Below are 16,440 nucleotides of genomic sequence, written 5' to 3'. Positions count from 1 at the left end.
CCATGCACGAAGGCGCGCGCGCGGCGGCCCAGATGCACGCCGGCCTCCGCTATCCGGGCCGGTGCGAGCCGCCGGATCGCACTGTACCATGCCACCGGGCCCGGTGAGCCGGGGGGCGGGGGCGGGGCGGACATAGTCGATCCCGTGCCATGCCGACATCGTGCAGCCGCAGATCCCCCCGCCTCGAACCCCTGCTCCGCAAAGGCCTCGGCCACCACCCGGTCGAAGGGTCGCCCGCCGCGCAGCCGCAGCCGCAGCGGATGTGCCCGGCAGGCGAGGCTCGCGATGCGCAAGGCGCGCGGCGGGCCGGGATGGCAAGGTGGGGCGATCATGGCGCAATCACGGGGCGATTTCGCCGCGCGCGACGAGGGCCTCGCGGATCATCTTCTTGGTGATCTTGCCATAGCCGGATTTCGGCATCCGATCCCAGAACACCACCCGGCGCGGCAGCTTGTAGCGCGCGATCCGCGTCGCCAGCCACGCCAGCAGCGCCGCCTCGTCGCACCCAGCCCCGCCTCGGGTCACGCAGACCGCGAGGCCGACCTCGCCCCAGACCGGGTCGGGCACGCCGAGCACCGCCACCTCCGAGATGTCGGGATGCATGAGGATCTTTTCCTCGATCTCGCGCGGATGGATGTTCGAGCCGCCCGAGATGTACATGTCCGAGGCGCGGCCCGTGAGATAGAGAAACCCCTCTTCGTCCATATAGCCCAGATCGCCGGTGAGGAACCAGCCGTCGCGGAACGACTTGACGTTGGCCTCCGGGTTGTCGAAATAGCCTGCGAAGACCGCCGGGCCGATCACCGCGATCTCCCCTGTCTCGTGCGGCGCGCAGGCCCGGCCCGCCGCGTTTTGCACCTGCACCTGCATGCCGGTGCGCGCAAAACCGCAGGTGCCGATCCGCATGGCCCCGTCATCGGCATGGTGATGCGCGGGCGGCAGCACGGTGATGTTGCCCGTCACCTCGCCCAAGCCGAAATACTGCACCAGCACCGGACCCAGCGCCTCGATCGCCCGGATCTGGTCGGCGCGGTACATCGGCGCGCCCGCATAGACCAGATGGCGCAGCGAGGAATGGTCATGCGCCGCGATGGCGGGGTGTTCGACCAGCATCTTGACGATGGTCGGCACCGTGAAGGCGTTGGTGACGCGCCATTTCGCGACCAGCCGCCAGATCTCCTCGGGGTCGAACGTCTCGCCCGCAGGCAGGATCGTCTTCACGCCGCGCGCCACCTGGCTCAGCTGGTGGATGCCCGCCCCGTGCGACAGCGGCGCCACGACGAGCGAGGCGTCCGCCTCGGTGGTGCCGGGCATCAGGTCGCACAGATGGTTGTTGATCACGAAGGCAAGCTGGCCATGTGTCAGCACCGCCGCCTTGGGCCGCCCCGTGGTGCCGGAGGTGAAGAAGAACCAAGCAGGCGTGTCGCGCCCCACCGCGACCGGGGTCGGCGCGTGCCCAGCGTGCCGCGCCACCAGCGCCTCGTAATCGGGGGCGAATTGGGCCGTGCCGATCGCCACGGTGAACTCGGCCTCGCAGGCGGCGGCGTGATCGGCGAACCCCGCGCCGCAGATCAGCCCGCGCGCGCCGGAGGCCCGCGCCAGCCATGCGACCTCCTCCGGCGACTGCCGGAAATTGGCGGGCACCCAGACCGCGCCGACGCGCCAGCAGGCGAACATCGCCTCGAACATCTGGTTGCAATTGGCCGACTGCACGAGGAGCCGGTCGCCCGGCCGCACCCCGAACTCGTGCAGCAGCGCCTGCGCGAAGGCGGCCGAGCGCGCCTCCATCTCGCGAAAGCTCCAGCGCGCCTCGCCCCAGACGAAACCCACCGCCGCGCCGTGCCGCCGCGCGGTCTCGCCCAGAAGCTGCGACAGGTTCATCACCCTGTCTGAAACCGGCGTCATGTTCGGCCAAGGTGTCGCGTTCATTGCCCCGATCCTTCTGATTGCGGCGCGGTCGCATAGGCGCGCGCCAGCCGTGCCTCGATCCGTGCCGCCGCCGCCGTCAGGAGCGGCGCGAACGCCTCCGAGCGGGGCGGCTGCATCCGCCCGGCCACGGCGGCGATCGACACCGCGCCCGCGACGCCGCCATCGGGGCGGCGCAGCGCCACGCCGATGCCCCAGCTGTCGGGAAAGACGAGGCCGGGATTGAGAGCGTACCCCGCCTCGCGGGCCCGCGCCGCGAGTTCGCGCAGCCGCTCGGGCGGCAGGGCCGGGTAGTCGCGCGCGAGCACCTCGCGGTTCGCCTCGAGCACCGCCTCGGCCTCGCCCGGCGGCAGCGCCGCGAGCATCGCCAGCGACCCCGCGCCGACGCCCAGCGGATGCCGCGCGCCGGGCATCAGGGCATGGGTGCGGATCGGATAGGCCCCTTCCTCGCGCTGCAGGCAGACCGCCGCATCGCCGCGCCGCACCGACAAGAAGGCGGTGTCGCCGCTGTCGCGCGCCAGATCCGCCAGCGCGTCGCCCGCCATTTCGGCAAGACCATGGCGCACCGCCGCGAGGGTGCCCAGAACATAGCTCTCCTGCCCGAGCCTGTAGCGCCGCCGGCCCGTTTCCTGCTCAATCATCCCCGCCCGGATCAGCGCCAGCATCAGCCGCCGCACCGTCGGCTTGTTGAGCCCGCTCATCGCCACCAGCGCCGCAAGCGGCACCCCCTCTTCCGGCTGCCGCCCGACGAGACGCAAGAGCCCGAGCGCGCGGTCCACGCTCTGCGCGCCGCCGCTGCCCTGCCCTTCCACGATGTGGACCTCGGCCCCTCTCGCCTCTCCCAAAACGATCTCCTCCCGCCCGCCATGTTCAGGCGCGCCGCATGTTTTTGGCAAGTTCTACTTGTTCGACGCGGCGTAATTTGCTCCATGATGTGGAACGCACCGCTCGGGGAGGAGCGGCGAGGCCTTCGGGTCCGCATCATATAGGGGAGGAATCGCATGACATTCGCAAAGCTGGGCGCGCTCACCGTGGCGTCGATCGTGGCCGGGGGCCTGATGAGCGGGGCCGCCTTTGCCGAAACGCTGCGGCTGTCGCATAACACCGGCGACACCACGACCTGGCACAAAGGCGCCGAGCGTTTCGTCGAGCTTCTCTCCGAAAAGACGGGCGGCGAGATCGACGCGCGGGTCTTTCCCAACGCCCAGCTTTCGGGCGGCGACCAGATGCGGCAGGCCGAGATGGTCGGGCGCGGCGCGCTCGATCTCGTGGTGACTTCGGCGATCAACGTGACACCTCTGGTGCCCGAGATGGCGGTGTTCTCGCTGCCCTATCTCTATGCCGATTACGCGCAGGTCGACGCGACCACCCAAGGCCCCGCCGCCGACATGCTCGAAGACATCCTGCGCGACAAGGGCATCGAGGTCCTCGCCTGGGGCGAGAACGGGTTTCGCGAGGTGACCAATTCGGTCCGCCCGATCAAGTCGCCGGATGACATGAAGGGCCTCAACATGCGCGTCGCCGGGCCGATGTATATCGACGTGATGAACGCGCTCGGCGCCAACCCGCAGCAGATGCAATGGGGCGAGACGCTGACCGCGCTGCAGCAGGGCGTGGTCGACGGGCAGGAAAACCCGATCGGCGCGGTGATCATCCCGCAGCAGGTCTACGAGGTGCAGGACCACCTGACCGCGTGGCACTACTCCTACGACCCGATCTTCCTCGGCATCTCCAAGGCCAAGTGGGACAGCTACGACGCGGACACCCAAGAGCAGATCCGCGCCGCCGCCGAAGAGGCGATGAGCTACCAGCGCGAGATCACCCGCCAGAGCACCGAGGAAGGCATCGCCTTTCTGCGCGACATGGGCATGGAGGTCTACGAGCCCACCGAGGCCGAGCTCGCCGCCTTCCGCGAGGCGACCCAGCCTGCCTTCGACCAGTGGTCCGAAAAGGTCGGCCCCGAGATCGTCGCCGCCTTCAAGGACGCCATCGCCACGGCCCAGTGACCCGACCGTCGGGGCGGCCCGACGCCGCCCCGCCCAGACCGCCCCGTCCCGTCCAGACCCTTCGGAGAGCCGCATGTTGGGCTTCATCCTGCGCGACGCGGAGAAGATCGTCTGCGCCGCGATCTTCCTCGCCATGACGCTGCTTGGCTTTGCCAATGTGGTGGTGCGCTACGGCACGAACTATTCGCTCGCCGCGACCGAAGAGCTGCTGACCAACGGTTTTTTGCTGCTCACCATCTTCGGTGCGGCCATCGCAGCGCGGCGCGGCGAGCATCTGGCGGTGACTTTGGTAGCCGACGCGCTGCCGCGGCCCGTGGCGCGCGCGGTGTTCGTGCTGTCGCTGGCGCTGTCGGCGCTGCTTTTGGCGATGTCGGCGTGGTTCTCTTGGCAGGTGCTGGCGAATTTGTGGGGCAACGGCATGCGCTCCTACGCGCTCGGCCTGCCCGCGTGGTACTATCAGGCCGCGGTGCCCTTCGGCTTTGCGCTGGTGCTGCTGCGCTACCTGCAACATGCATTCGCCATCCTGTGCGGCGCACCGGATCCCGGGTCGATCCCCGATGTTTGAACTTTTCGGCCTTTCGGCGGGAAGCCAGATGGTGCTGGCCTTTTTCGGGCTGATGGCGCTGCGGGTGCCGGTGGCCTTCGCGCTCGGGCTCTCGGCGATGTACGCGATGTGGCGCATCGGCTTCGGCTTCGATCTGGCGGGCGACCTGATCGCCACCGGCATCACCAAGTATTCGCTGCTCGCCATTCCCTTCTTCATCCTCGCGGGCACGCTGATGGGATCGCTCGGCATCGCCGAGAGGATGATCCGGTTCTTTCGGGTGCTGATCGGCTCGACCCCCGGCGGCATGGGGGTGGTCGGCACGGTGGTCTGCCTGTTCTGGGGCGCGGTGAGCGGCTCGGGCCCGGCTTCGGTCGCCGCCATCGGCCCGATGATCATCAAGGGCATGGAGGAGGACGGCTATCCGCGCACCTATGCCGCCGGTCTCGTCTGCACCGGCGCTGCGCTGTCGATCGTGATCCCGCCCTCGATCGGGCTGGTGATCTACGGCGTCATTGCCGAGACCTCGATCTCGCGGCTGTTCATCGCCGCCATCGTGCCGGGTCTGGTGATGGGGCTGGCCATGCTGGCGGTGCTGCCGCTGGCGAACCGCGCGGGCGCACCCGCCCACAGCCCCGCGCTCGCCGCCCTTGCGCCTATCCCCGACGCGGCGCGGCCCTATGGCCGCCGCCTCTGGTCGGCGTTTCGCGACAGCTTCTGGGGGCTGATGACGCCGGTGGTGATCCTGGGCGGCATCTATTCGGGCATCTTCACGCCCACCGAGGCGGCGCTGGTCGCCACGGTCTATGCGCTGGCCGTCGGCGGTCTGATCTACCGCACGCTGAACCTGCGCGGCCTTTACGACGCGCTCGCGGACGCGGCCGCCTCCTCGGCCGTCGTGATGCTGGTCGTCGCCTATGCGAGCCTGTTCGGCTGGGTCGTCACGGTCGAGGATCTGGTCGGCAGCTACTCCGCCGCGCTTCTGGGGATAAGCGGCAACGAATGGGTGGTCCTCGCGGTGATCATGGCGATCCTCCTGGTGGCGGGGATGTTCATGGACCCGGTGACGGTGATGTTCGTGTCGCTGCCCATCTTCCTGCCGGTGATGCGCGAGCTGGGCTGGGACCCAGTCTGGTTCGGCGTCGTGGTGATGGTCAACCTTGCGATCGGCTTGATCACGCCGCCCGTCGGCATCAACCTCTATGTCGCCGCCAACGTCACCCGACTGCCGATCGAGCGGATCGCGCGCGGCGCGCTGCCGTTCCTCGGGGCGAGCCTGCTGGGCCTTGTCGTGATCGCCGCCGTGCCGGGGCTGTCGCTGAGCCTCGCGCGATTGCTGAACTGATGGGAGAGACGATCATGACCCCCAAGACCGCCCTCGTGACCGGCGCCGCGCGCGGCATCGGCCTCGCCACCACCCGGCTCTTCGTCGAAGGGGGCCGCCGCGTCGCGATGATCGACCGCGACGAAGAGGCGCTGCGCGAGGCCGCGGCGCATCTCGGCGACGCCGTGCTGCCGGTCGTCTGCGACGTGTCGCGGCCCGAGGACGTGACGCGGATGGCCAGTTCGGTGCGCGACGGGCTGGGCCGCGTCGACGCGCTGGTCAACAATGCCGGCGTCGCCGATTTCGGCCCCATAGCCGAGACCGATTTCGCCCGCTGGCGGCGGGTCATGGAAACCAATCTCGACGCGGTGTTCCTCGTGTCGCAGGAGCTTCTGGCGGATCTGTGCGCGACGCGCGGGGCGATCGTCAACATCGCCTCGATCTCGGGCCTGCGCGCCAGCACGCTGCGCGTCGCCTATGGCACCTCGAAGGCGGCGGTGATCCATCTCACCAAGCAGCAGGCAGTGGAGCTAGGCGAACACGGCATCCGCGCCAATTGCGTGGCCCCCGGCCCGGTCGACACCAAGCTGGCGCTGGCGGTGCATTCCCCGCAGATCCGCGCCGCCTATCACGACGCGATGCCGCTCAACCGCTATGGCACCGAAGCCGAGATCGCCGAAGTGATCGTGTTTCTATGCTCTGACCGGGCGAGCTATGTCACCGGTCAGGTCGTGGCCGCGGATGGCGGCTTCGAGGCCACCGGCATCGGCCTGCCGGCCCTGCGCGGCTGAGACAGGAGCGGTCCCGCGTCTCAGAAGGTATTGAGCGCCATGCCGAGAAACAGCTCCCGCGCCTCCAGCCGGTAGCCCAGCCGGAGCCGCCAGTCGGATTGCCCCAGCCGCTTGGCCAGAACGAGGCTGCGCTCGGAATAGCCGTCATCATCGCCCGTCGCCACGGCGGCAAAGGAGATCCCCCCGGCGCTGCGGCTGGCCTCTATCATGGAGAAATAGGACAGGTCGATGCTGCCGATCTCGCCGATCAGGAAGACGCCGCCCCAATCGGTGGGAATGTAGCTTTCGGCCACCAGCTTGGCGCCGATCTCCGGATCGCCGTCAAAGCGCAGCACCGGACCATAACGAAGCGTCACCGCCCGGCCAGCGATCGCGACAGCGCGCGACAAGGTCGTCGAGACGCCGATCGAGCCGCCATCCGTATGGCGCGACCAGACGAAGCCGGTGGAAATGCCGTCGCGCTCGAGGCTGCCAACGGCGGTCCCGTCGGTCGGGCCGAGGTCGAATTGCAGGTATTCGCCATCGCGCGCGCGAAGCCTGTGCTCAGGCAAAGGGCAAGGGCGATCAGGCTCGGCAGGCGCATCGGCAAGGTCTCCGGTCTGGGCAGATCACGTATCGGGTATGCCGATATCATGCGCCACGAGTTCGGCCAGCAGGCCGAGGGTTGCCGGGTAGTAGCCCTGTCGGGCCGCCTGCGTCGAGACCGAAGCGATGACCTTTTCGGGCGCGGTGGCCAATCGCACGGTGCGGGCCAGTGCCGCGTATCCCGGCGACGGGTCGCGGTGCAGGATCTGCCCGTCCCGCCCGGCCCGAACAGCCGTGCCCTCCCCGCCCTGCGACCAGAGCTGCGCCACCTGCCGCACCATCGGGTGCCCGGCCCGTCCCGACCAGATCAGATAGAGCGGCACCCGGATCGCGTCGTAGCCGAAGCGCCCCTTGTCGCCCTCCGCCGCAGACCAGCCGCCGCCATCGAGGCCGAGCCAGTCGGGCGGCAGCCCCTCGGCGGCGACCTCCTCAAGCAGCGCCGCGCCATCCTCGGCGACCTGCGCGAGGATCGGCAGATCGAAGGCGGCGGCAAGCTCGTGCAGCGCCCGCGGCATGATGTAGGAGGGGTTGAGCGTGAGGCCCCCGTCATGGCGGAAATGCTCCGCGCCCGGCAGAAGCTGCAGCCGCCCCGAACGGCGCGGGTCCTCGGCGACGCAGATCTCGATCAGCCCGCGCGCGATCCGCTCGGCCTGCGCCAGCGCGTCGGGGTCCGAGAACTGCCGCCCGCCGCGCAGCAGGGCCCAGGCATAGAACAGGTCGCCGTCGCTGGCATTGTTGTAGTCGCGCGTCTCCCACGCTTCGCCCGGCACGAAGCGCCAAGCGAGAAGCGGATCCTGCCGCACCGCCAGAAAGGCATTGGTCCAGCCCCGGATCGCGTCGAAGGCGGGCCAGTCATTCGCGGCCACCGCGAACAAAAGCCCCCAAGCCTGCCCCTCGGAATGGCTGATGTCGCCCTGATAGTCGTCGATCACCCGCTCTTCGGGCGTCAGGAACCGGGCGCGCCAATCCTCCCAACCGGCAAAGCCCGGCGCCAGCGCCAGCGCCCGCACCGGCGCCATCCCCGCGAGGCCGGTCGCACCGGCCAGCCCAACGAGGCAGGCGCGGCGGCTGAGATCCCGCGCGCTCATACGTCCCTGCTGAAGCTGAGACGGCGCGCGATGTCGCTGATGAGCTGGCCCAAATGCACCTCGACCACGCCGGGCGCGGACCCTTGGGTGTAGAAGCGGCGCAGCATCGCGTGGTGCATCTCGGGGCTGGGCGACAAGTGCAGCCGCGCACCGTCATCCGTCGCGCGATCACCGTGGCCTCGACCGCGCCGATCTGCGGGATATGCAGCATGCCGCGCATCCCCACGGGGTAGGTCCGACCGCGAATCCGCGCCGAATCCTGCGTCAGCGAGGCCAACCAGATCTGGTCGGAATGCGCGCCCGCCGAAAACGCCGCCCGCTCGGGCGCATCGGCGATATGGCGTTCCTGGCGCGGCAGCTCGATGCAGGCAAGGATGGTCAGGGACAGCACGAAGAGGTTGTAGAACGTCCAGAACAGCACCACCATTTTGCCGTCGCCCGCGTCGTAATGGGCAAGGCTGTCGAAGGCGCTGCCGATCCAGAGCCCGCGACCGAAAGCCCCATCAGCACCAGATACGGCATCATCAACCGCCATTGCACCACGACGCGGCTGCGGTCGCCGCCCTTGGCAGTGACCTTGAACTTGTGACCCTTGGGGCGCAGAAGCCCGTGGACCGCCGCGCGCATGATCGGAACCGCCCCGACGATCTGGCTCACATCATGCAGCACCGGGATGACGGTGCCGCGCGACAGCAGGTTCATCACCCCGAGCGAGACCACGTAATAGGCGCCGAAATAGGCCAGCACGTCGGGCACGCGGGCATCGACGACGATCGTGCCGAAGAACCAGTAGAGCAGCGGAAAGGCCAGCCCGGCGAAGCGGAAGGGAAAGCTGCCAAGCCAATAGAGCAGCGTGTCGAACACGCTCCAGCGGTCGCGCAGCCGCAAACCGTTGCGGGCAAAGGGGCCGAGACGACCACGCACGATCTGCATCAGCCCGAGGCACCAGCGCGCGCGCTGCGTGACGTATTCGCCCACCCCTTCGGCCGCGAGGCCTTCGGTCAGCGGCTCGTTCAGATAGGCAGTCGAGAGACCCCGCTCCTGCAGGGTCAGGCTGAGCAGGTAATCCTCGGTGACGCTGTCGGTCGGAAAGCCGCCGATCTCGCGCAGCGCGCTCCAGCGCATCACCGAGCTGGTGCCGCAGCAGATCGCCACGCCCCAGCCATCGCGCGCGGGCTGGATGTGATCGAAGAAGAAGCGCTGCTCGTCAGGGTAGGAGCGCGACAGGCCGAGATTGTGCTGGATCGGGTCGGCGTTGAAGAAGTGCTGGGGCGTCTGCACGAGGCCGACGCTATGGTCGTGGAACAGCGCCACGCAGCGGGTCAGGAAATCCCGGTGCGGCACGAAATCGGCATCAAGCACCGCAAAGAAATCGGGCGCGTTCCCCTCGGCCTCGAGGAGCGCGAGCGCATGGTTGATGTTGCCCGCCTTGGCATGGCTGTTGTCGGAGCGGGTGACGTGGCGCACGCTGTGTTTCGCACAGAAGGTCGCAAGCCAGTCGCGCCGCCCGTCATCGAGCACCAGCACCTCGACATCGGGCCAATCGACCGAGATGGCCCCGACGATGCTGCGCTCGAGCACCTCGCGCTCCTCGTTGTAGGTAGCGATCATCACCGCCACCTTCGGCGGCGGTCCGGGCGCCCACCATTCGGCGTTCTCGGTCGCCTCGTCGTGGCGGTTGCGGCGGCGCATCAGCAGCACAGCGGCGTTGATCGAACTCAGGATCGCCACGAGTTCGAGCAGGTAGAGCGTGCCGCTTGCGGCGAAGTCGAGGTCGAACCCGACCGGGGCCAGCGTTTCGGTGCCGCGCCACCAGATATAGCGCAGCGCGAGCGCGATCACGCCAAGGAGCAGGACGACCCGATGCACCGTCCTGCGCGTGTCGAGCACCAGAGGCAACAGCACCACCACCCCCAGCGCCAGCAGCATCAGCGCGAAGCTTTTCTGGGTTTCGCTGAGCCAGGGATGCAGCGCGATCACAGCAGGCCACGCAGCCGGTCGAGCGGACGGCCCTCGAAGAAGACCCGGCCGGTCCGGCCCACCGGGCAAGCGCCCGCCTCCGACCGCGCGAGGCCCGGCACCGAGACGGCGACGTCATAGCGTTCGAGATGCTTCTGGCCCGGCGCCACGGCGAGGTTGCGGTAGATCGTGGCCGCCCCCGCGCCCGCGAGCCGTTCGACCGTCGCGTCGAAGACCTCGCCGCTGCCCGACATCCGGAACTTCGCCGCGTCGCCTTGCCGCAGCCCGTTATAAACGCTCTCGCTCACCGAGGCGGTGACGAGGACGTGGTCGCAATCGAGCAGTCGCAGCACGTCCTGTCCGCGCTCCACCTGCTCGCCATCCCCCGCGAGCACCTCCCAAAGCTGGCCGCTCACGTTCGCCGCGAGCGGCGCCTCGGCGCGCCGATTGACGCTCAGCCGCTCCTGCGTGACCCGCGCCGCGAGATCGCGCACCGCCCGGAGCTGACCGCGATGCTCGGCTTCGAGCGCGTCGTAACGCGTCTGAAGCTCGTAGAGCCGCTGCCCGGCATAGGGGCTGTCATTGTAGCCATCGGCGAGGAACACGCCGTCGCGCGCCGAGGCGATTGCGGCCTCCAACACGCCGACCTGCTCGCGCGCCAGCTCGATCGCCAGCGCCAGATCGACGGGCGTCTGTGGCACCGGGGCCGCCGGGGCGGCAACGGGCGCGGTGTCGCGCCGCAGCCGGGACGCCATGCCGTCGAGCAGGATCTCGGGCTCGAGCGAAGCGAGGCGCGCGGACGGGGTCGCGGCCCGCTCCTCGAGCATCGCCAGCCGGGCGCGGGCGTGGCGCAGCCGCACCTCGACCTGACGGATCTTGCCGCGCTCGAAGCGCGCCGCGCGCACCGAGAGCGACTCCATCATCTGCCGGGTTTCGGTCATCACGTCGATCAGCCGGTCGCGCTCGCCCTGCGCGTGCTGCCATTCCAGCACGAGATCGTCGAGGCGGATCCGGTCGACCGAGAAATCGACCACCGAGGCCAGCTCCTCGCCCTCGCGCACGGTGGCGCCGAAGGCGAGGTCGGGCATGGTGATCCGCCCGGCCAGCGGCGCGCGCAGCGTGGTGAGACGGGCATTGACCATGGCGTTGGCGCTGGCCCCGCCCATCTGCTCCCCGACGATCACCCAGACCGAGACGAGGATCAGCGCGAGGCCGATGAAGAGACGGGTGAGACGCATGGGGCATTCCTTGTTGCGGCAGCGTGGTCGGCAGCGGGGATGGTCTCACCTGTGTCGGCAAGGGGGGTGGGTCGGATCAATCGTGACGGTGGGTCGCGCGGGGCGCTTGGGCGTCGGCGCGTGACCCGTGTGCATCTCTCGGGGTAGCCGGGCTCAGACCTTCTGTATCCGGACGATCGCCGAGGAAAGGATCTCCGCCTCGCGGCTGCTGCGCTGTTCGGCGGGATAGATGTCGCGCCCCTCGGCGATGGCCTCGGCCTCGCGCGACAGGGTTTGCAGCGGCCTCAGGAAATAGCGGCTGAACAGGGCGGTGCCGAGCAGGAGGGCCAGTAGCGAGCCGAGCAGCAGGGCGACGATGTCGCGCGACAGCATGAAAGGCCCGAGGCCGAGCCCGGTGATCCGCGTCGGAACCCGCGCCACCAGCCGCCAGTCGAGCGACGCCATCCCGTCGGTCACCAGCTTGGGCAGCAGGGCGAGGAACACGTCGTGCTTGTCGTCGTGCTCGACCCGGAAGATGCCCTGCTGTCCCGAGGCCACGACCTGCGCCGCGCGGTCCGACAGCCCGCCGGGCACCGACTGGACATAGTCAAAGAGCACCCGGCCACGACCGTCGACGAGGAACAGGTCGAGATCGAGCACGCGCGCGGATTCGACGAGATAGTTCTGGATCCAGCCGGCGTTGAGACGGTAGATCAGCACGCCCTCGACCCGGTCCTCGTCGTCGCGGATCGCCACAGAAAGGTCGACGAACTTGACCGGGCCCTCGCCGGCCGCGTCGCTCGGCACGAGGCGGCCCAGCGGGTCACCGGCCGGGGCCGTGCCGATGTGGCTGCCGGCGAGGCCGCGGCGGAACCATGTGGCGCGCGACACGTCCTGCCCTTCGAGTTCGTCATGCGAACTGGCCACCAGACGGCCGCTGGCATCGGCGATCCCGGCCCATGCGATGGAGTTCGATATGCGCGAGATGGCGATGAGGCGGGGCCGCGCCACGCGGATCGCATTCATCCGCAGCGTGCCCGCCACGGCGTTGACCGAGTTCCATTCCCGGTCGAGGGCCTTGGACAGGTTCATGCGCAGCGCCTCGCCGCGCAGATAGACCGATTCCGACTGCACCGCGCTTGCCACGTTCTCGAGCCGGCGATCGGCCACGAGGGTCATCGCCCCGAACCCCACGATGGCAAAGAGGGTGACAAAGCCGAACAGGGCCGTGGTCAGGCTCGGTAATCTGTATCTGCGCGCGAGAGGCATTCTGCTCATTCCCATGGGTCTTCGTTCATCATGGTTAATGAGGTATTCGCGCAATGCGGCTGCACCTCGCCGGGACTGTGGCGGAGCCATGGCGGGGGAAGGATTTGCCCGGTTCGTGGCACCGATGCCCCACATCGCCTGCGCGTTGTTCGCGATCCGGCGACCGGTTCGCGAACGATCGGCGTCAGACAACTTGGTTTTCGACACATTCGAGGGGCCTGAAGGCCGATCCCCTGCCTCTGACGGCGGCGGTTCTGGCGCTACTGCTCGCGGAAGGCGCGGGTCATGCTGTCCTTGATGGGCTTCGAGATGTACTGCACGAAGGTCCGCGAGGCCGTCTGAATCATGATCTCGGCGGGCATCCCCGGCGTGGGCACGAAGTTGTGCACCCGGTCGAGCTGTTCGACCGGGATCGAGATCCGGGCAAGGTAGATCTCGCGCATCTCCGCGCCGGTGCCGTCGGTGATCGCATCCGCCGAGACGTAATAGACCTCGCCGTCGAGCACCGGCGTCGTGCGCTGATTGAGCGCGGTGAGCCGCACCGTCGCGGGCTGGCCGCGCCGCACGCTGTCGATCTCGACCCGCGGGATCTGCACCTCGATGATCAGCGGCTCATCGAGCGGCAGGATCTCGAGGATCGGGCGGCCGCTTTCGATGACGCCGCCGGCGGTGTGGAAATAAAGCCGCACGACGGTGCCCGCGACGGGGGCGGTCAGGTTGACACGTTCGCGCACCGAATGCGCGGTGCGGAACTGCTCCTTGATGCTTTCGAGCTGCGATTGCACGCCCTGCAACTCGTCGAGGGCCTTCTCGCGGTAGCGGTCGATCTCCTGTTCGATCTGCGCGCGGTTCTTGAGCACGAGCTCGTCGATCTCGTCGATCTCGGCCTCGAGCCGCCCGATCTGCCCGCGCGCCTCGAGCTGGGCCCGCTCGATGGCGAGAAGCTCGGGGCGGCGCAGCAGGCCACGCTCAAAGAGCGCCGTCTTGTCGGCATGTTCGGCCTCGAGCAGATCGAGCTGGCCGCGATGGGTGTCGAGCTGGGTCTCGTAGCCGCGCGCCCGGATCTGCAGCGCCTGCACGCTGCGCTCCAGAAGCGCGAGATCGTTTTCGAGGGCACCGCGCGACACCCGGTAGGCCAGCTCCTGCCCGTCGAGGATACCCGCGACGGCGATGTCTTCGCGCGCCGCTTCGAGATGCGTCGGAAAGCGTAGCTCGTCACGGCGCTCCTCCTCGGCCACAAGCCGCGCCTGCGTCGCCTCCAGCCGGAACTGGCGCAGCTGCAATTCGCGTTCGGCCGCCGCCGCCTGCGTGCCGTCGAGCCGCAAGAGAAGCTGCCCCGCCTCGACCCGGTCGCCTTCGCTGACGAGGATCTCCTTGATGATCCCGCCCTCGAAATGCTGCACGATCTTGTTCTGGCCGGTGGCCACGAAGCTGCCTTGCGCGATCACCGCCGCCGCGAGCGGCGCGCGCATCGCCCAGGCGCCGAAGCCGCCGAAGCTCAGCACCAGCAGAACCAGCCCCCAGATCGTGTGCCGCCGCACCGAGCGGGGGACTTCCGCGAACCATTCGCCCTCGTCGGGAGCCGGTTGAACCATGGTCACGGCTTGCCTCCCCCATCGGGTCGCGGCACGCGCGGGGCCTTGTCGCCCGCCAGCTTGGTGAGCACCTCCATCCGCGCGCCGAACATCTGGATCGAGCCGTCGCCCAACAGCATGATCTTGTCGACGGCGGTGAGCAGCGACGGCTTTTGCGTCACCACCACCACGGTGATCTTGTTCTGCTTGGCGTGGCGGATCGCCTGCGCCAGCGCCTTGTCGCCCGCACTGTCGAGGTTGGAGTTGGGCTCGTCGAGCACCACGAAACGCGGCTCCCCGAAGAAGGCGCGCGCGAGCGCGATGCGCTGCTTCTGCCCGCCCGAAAGCGGCGCGCCATCGGCGGCGACCACCGTCTCGTAGCCCTGCGGCAGGTTGGCGATCATCTCGTGCACATCCGCAAGCGCGGCGGCGTGATAGATCTGCGCGTCGGTCGCGTCATGGCGCATCCGGCCGATATTGTCCTTGATGGTGCCGGGAAACAGCTGCACATCCTGCGGCAGGTAGCCGATATTCTCGCCAAGCTGGCGCGGGTCCCAGTTGCGCAGATCCATCAGGTCGAGCCGCACGTTGCCCGAGGTCGGCAGGATCGAGCCCACCAGCATCTTGCCCAGCGTCGTCTTGCCCGCCCCCGAATTGCCGATGATCGCCAGCGTGTCGCCCGGATCGAGCGAGAAGCTGATGCCGTTGAGCACGACCTGCTTGGTGCCGCCGGGCACGTAAAGGAGCCGCTCCACATCGAGCCGCCCCTCGGGGCGCGGCAGGTTGAGCCGCTCGAACTGCAGCCGCGAGGAGGTGAGCAGCGCCGAGATCCGGCCATAGGCGGCGCGCGACAGCGCGTAGCCGCTCCAACCCTCGATCGCGCCCTCGATCGGCGCCAGCGCCCGGCCCGCGATGATCGAGGCGGCGATCACCATGCCGCCGGTGATCTCGCCGCCGATGGCGAGATAGGCGCCCCAGCCCAGCATCGCGATCTGCGTCAGAAGCCGCACCGCGCGGCTGACCGCCGAGGCCGCGATGTTGCGGTCCTGCGCGCGGACCTGCGCGGTGAGGGAGATGGCCGAGTCGCGGCCCCAGATCCGAACGGCTTCGGGGATCATCGCCAGCGCGTTGATGATCTGGCTGTTGCGCGCCATCGAGTCGAGATGCAGGTTGGCCCGGCTCTGCGCGGCGTTGGCCTCGGCAAAGGAGCGCGCGGTGAGCTTCTGGTTGATCAGCGTGATCACCAGAAGCGCCGTCGCCGTGCTGATCACGATCAGCCCCAGATGCGGGTGCACCATGAAGATCGCGAGGATGAAGAGCGGCGTGAACGGCACGTCGAGGAACGACAGCAAGGTGCCCGAGACGATGAAGCCGCGCAGCTGCTGCAGGTCGCCCAGCGTCTGGTATTCGCGCCCCGAGCCGTGCAGCGCCGCCGCCGAGGCCGCACTCAGGATCGGCGCGCCGAGCCGGGCCGCGACCTCCACGGCGGTGCGCATCAGCATGAAGCGGCGGATTGCGTCGAACACCGCCTGCAGGATCACCGCGCCGACGATGACCACGGTGAGCATGATCAGCGTGTCGACGGACCGGCTGGTCAGCACCCGGTCCGAGATCTGGAACAGGTAGATCGGGATGGCGAGGATCAGAAGGTTGGTGGCGCAGGTCAGCACCATCACCATCACGAGGTTGCGCCGCACCGCGCCGATCCCGGCCCGCAGCGCCTGCCCGTAATTCTCGGGCGCCATGCGCTTGTGGAACTTGGGCGGCCGGGGTCCGCCACCGCCGCCCCCACCTCCGCCGCCTTCGGTCGGGCCGCCGCCGCGCGGGATGTCGGGGGGCGTGTCGCGCCGCTCCCGCACGGGGCCGCGATCGGCGTCGATCACCTGTCCCGGAAGCGGTGACCCGTCATCCGGGCCGCGTGCTTGGACGGCACCGTCCGCGGCGTCTCGGGGACCTTGGGGGTCTGCGGGACCTTGGGGGCCTTTGGTGTCTCGGGCGTGGCGCGGGCCTCGGCGCCGCCGCCGGGCTGGCCGCCGTCCTGCGGATCGTCCTGCGCCTTGAGAAAGCGCGGCAGCCGCCTGGGTCGCGCCGTGCCGCGCAGCGGCGGGTCGGGACGGACGGGCTCGGCGTAATCTTTGACGCGCATAACGCTCCTCG

Annotated in this window: 15 protein-coding genes and 1 pseudogene; 4 read left to right on the top strand and 12 right to left on the bottom strand. The window is 69.1% G+C overall.

The features are described 5' to 3' along the window. The 3 genes and pseudogenes from MBELCI_RS21835 to MBELCI_RS13830 all read right to left on the bottom strand — a co-directional run. A pseudogene (locus MBELCI_RS21835) lies at positions 1 to 332 on the bottom strand (hypothetical protein); the annotation flags it as partial. Positions 333 to 339: 7 nt separating this feature from the next. Then, the gene (locus tag MBELCI_RS13835; RefSeq protein ID WP_021694871.1) at positions 340 to 1,929 is read right to left on the bottom strand and encodes an acyl-CoA synthetase; all 1,590 of its coding nucleotides are present in this window, start codon (positions 1,927 to 1,929) and stop codon (positions 340 to 342) included. Next, entirely contained in the window at positions 1,926 to 2,771 is an 846-nt protein-coding gene (locus MBELCI_RS13830; RefSeq protein WP_021694870.1) for an IclR family transcriptional regulator, read from the bottom strand. The genes MBELCI_RS13835 and MBELCI_RS13830 overlap by 4 nt, the downstream gene beginning before the upstream one ends. A gap of 156 nt (positions 2,772 to 2,927) precedes the next feature. On the opposite strand from MBELCI_RS13830, the gene MBELCI_RS13825 reads away from it, so the two are divergent. The 4 genes from MBELCI_RS13825 (at position 2,928) to MBELCI_RS13810 (ending at position 6,591) form a co-directional block, all read left to right on the top strand. Beyond that, positions 2,928 to 3,932: a DctP family TRAP transporter solute-binding subunit gene (locus MBELCI_RS13825; RefSeq protein ID WP_021694869.1), complete on the top strand. Its 1,005-nt coding sequence runs from the start codon at positions 2,928 to 2,930 to the stop codon at positions 3,930 to 3,932. Positions 3,933 to 4,005: 73 nt separating this feature from the next. After that, the gene (locus MBELCI_RS13820) at positions 4,006 to 4,497 is read left to right on the top strand and encodes a TRAP transporter small permease (RefSeq protein WP_021694868.1); all 492 of its coding nucleotides are present in this window, start codon (positions 4,006 to 4,008) and stop codon (positions 4,495 to 4,497) included. After that, positions 4,490 to 5,821 (top strand): TRAP transporter large permease, encoded by a 1,332-nt coding sequence (locus tag MBELCI_RS13815; protein ID WP_021694867.1) that lies wholly within the window; start codon positions 4,490 to 4,492, stop codon positions 5,819 to 5,821. Before MBELCI_RS13820 ends, MBELCI_RS13815 begins: the two co-directional genes overlap by 8 nt. A gap of 14 nt (positions 5,822 to 5,835) precedes the next feature. Next, a complete protein-coding gene (locus MBELCI_RS13810) occupies positions 5,836 to 6,591 on the top strand; it encodes an SDR family NAD(P)-dependent oxidoreductase (RefSeq protein ID WP_045320192.1) in 756 nt (251 codons plus the stop codon). 20 nt (positions 6,592 to 6,611) lie between these two features. On the opposite strand, the gene MBELCI_RS13805 is transcribed toward MBELCI_RS13810, so the two are convergent. The 9 genes from MBELCI_RS13805 to MBELCI_RS13770 all read right to left on the bottom strand — a co-directional run bounded on the left by MBELCI_RS13805 (position 6,612) and on the right by MBELCI_RS13770 (position 16,429). Continuing rightward, positions 6,612 to 7,142: a hypothetical protein gene (locus tag MBELCI_RS13805; protein WP_021694865.1), complete on the bottom strand. Its 531-nt coding sequence runs from the start codon at positions 7,140 to 7,142 to the stop codon at positions 6,612 to 6,614. Positions 7,143 to 7,199: 57 nt separating this feature from the next. Beyond that, positions 7,200 to 8,264 (bottom strand): family 8 glycosyl hydrolase, encoded by a 1,065-nt coding sequence (locus tag MBELCI_RS13800; protein ID WP_021694864.1) that lies wholly within the window; start codon positions 8,262 to 8,264, stop codon positions 7,200 to 7,202. Continuing rightward, positions 8,261 to 8,401 (bottom strand): hypothetical protein, encoded by a 141-nt coding sequence (locus tag MBELCI_RS21830; protein ID WP_021694863.1) that lies wholly within the window; start codon positions 8,399 to 8,401, stop codon positions 8,261 to 8,263. The genes MBELCI_RS13800 and MBELCI_RS21830 overlap by 4 nt, the downstream gene beginning before the upstream one ends. Before the next feature lie 241 nt (positions 8,402 to 8,642). After that, on the bottom strand, positions 8,643 to 10,244 hold the full coding sequence (locus MBELCI_RS13795; protein ID WP_021694861.1) for a glycosyltransferase: 1,602 nt from the start codon (positions 10,242 to 10,244) through the stop codon (positions 8,643 to 8,645). After that, entirely contained in the window at positions 10,241 to 11,461 is a 1,221-nt protein-coding gene (locus MBELCI_RS13790; protein WP_021694860.1) for an HlyD family secretion protein, read from the bottom strand. The genes MBELCI_RS13795 and MBELCI_RS13790 overlap by 4 nt, the downstream gene beginning before the upstream one ends. Before the next feature lie 153 nt (positions 11,462 to 11,614). Further along, on the bottom strand, positions 11,615 to 12,718 hold the full coding sequence (locus tag MBELCI_RS13785; RefSeq protein ID WP_158497392.1) for a cache domain-containing protein: 1,104 nt from the start codon (positions 12,716 to 12,718) through the stop codon (positions 11,615 to 11,617). 251 nt (positions 12,719 to 12,969) lie between these two features. Continuing rightward, a complete protein-coding gene (locus MBELCI_RS13780; RefSeq protein WP_045320191.1) occupies positions 12,970 to 14,304 on the bottom strand; it encodes an HlyD family type I secretion periplasmic adaptor subunit in 1,335 nt (444 codons plus the stop codon). Positions 14,305 to 14,306: 2 nt separating this feature from the next. Beyond that, on the bottom strand, positions 14,307 to 16,166 hold the full coding sequence (locus MBELCI_RS13775) for a type I secretion system permease/ATPase (protein ID WP_021694857.1): 1,860 nt from the start codon (positions 16,164 to 16,166) through the stop codon (positions 14,307 to 14,309). Then, entirely contained in the window at positions 16,163 to 16,429 is a 267-nt protein-coding gene (locus tag MBELCI_RS13770) for a hypothetical protein (RefSeq protein ID WP_021694856.1), read from the bottom strand. The genes MBELCI_RS13775 and MBELCI_RS13770 overlap by 4 nt, the downstream gene beginning before the upstream one ends. Between the last annotated feature and the right edge of the window lie 11 nt (positions 16,430 to 16,440).

Origin of the sequence: Limimaricola cinnabarinus LL-001 (assembly GCF_000466965.1) — a bacterium.
Taxonomy (GTDB): Bacteria; Pseudomonadota; Alphaproteobacteria; order Rhodobacterales; family Rhodobacteraceae; genus Limimaricola; species Limimaricola cinnabarinus.
This window is presented reverse-complemented; position numbering and strand designations above follow the sequence as displayed.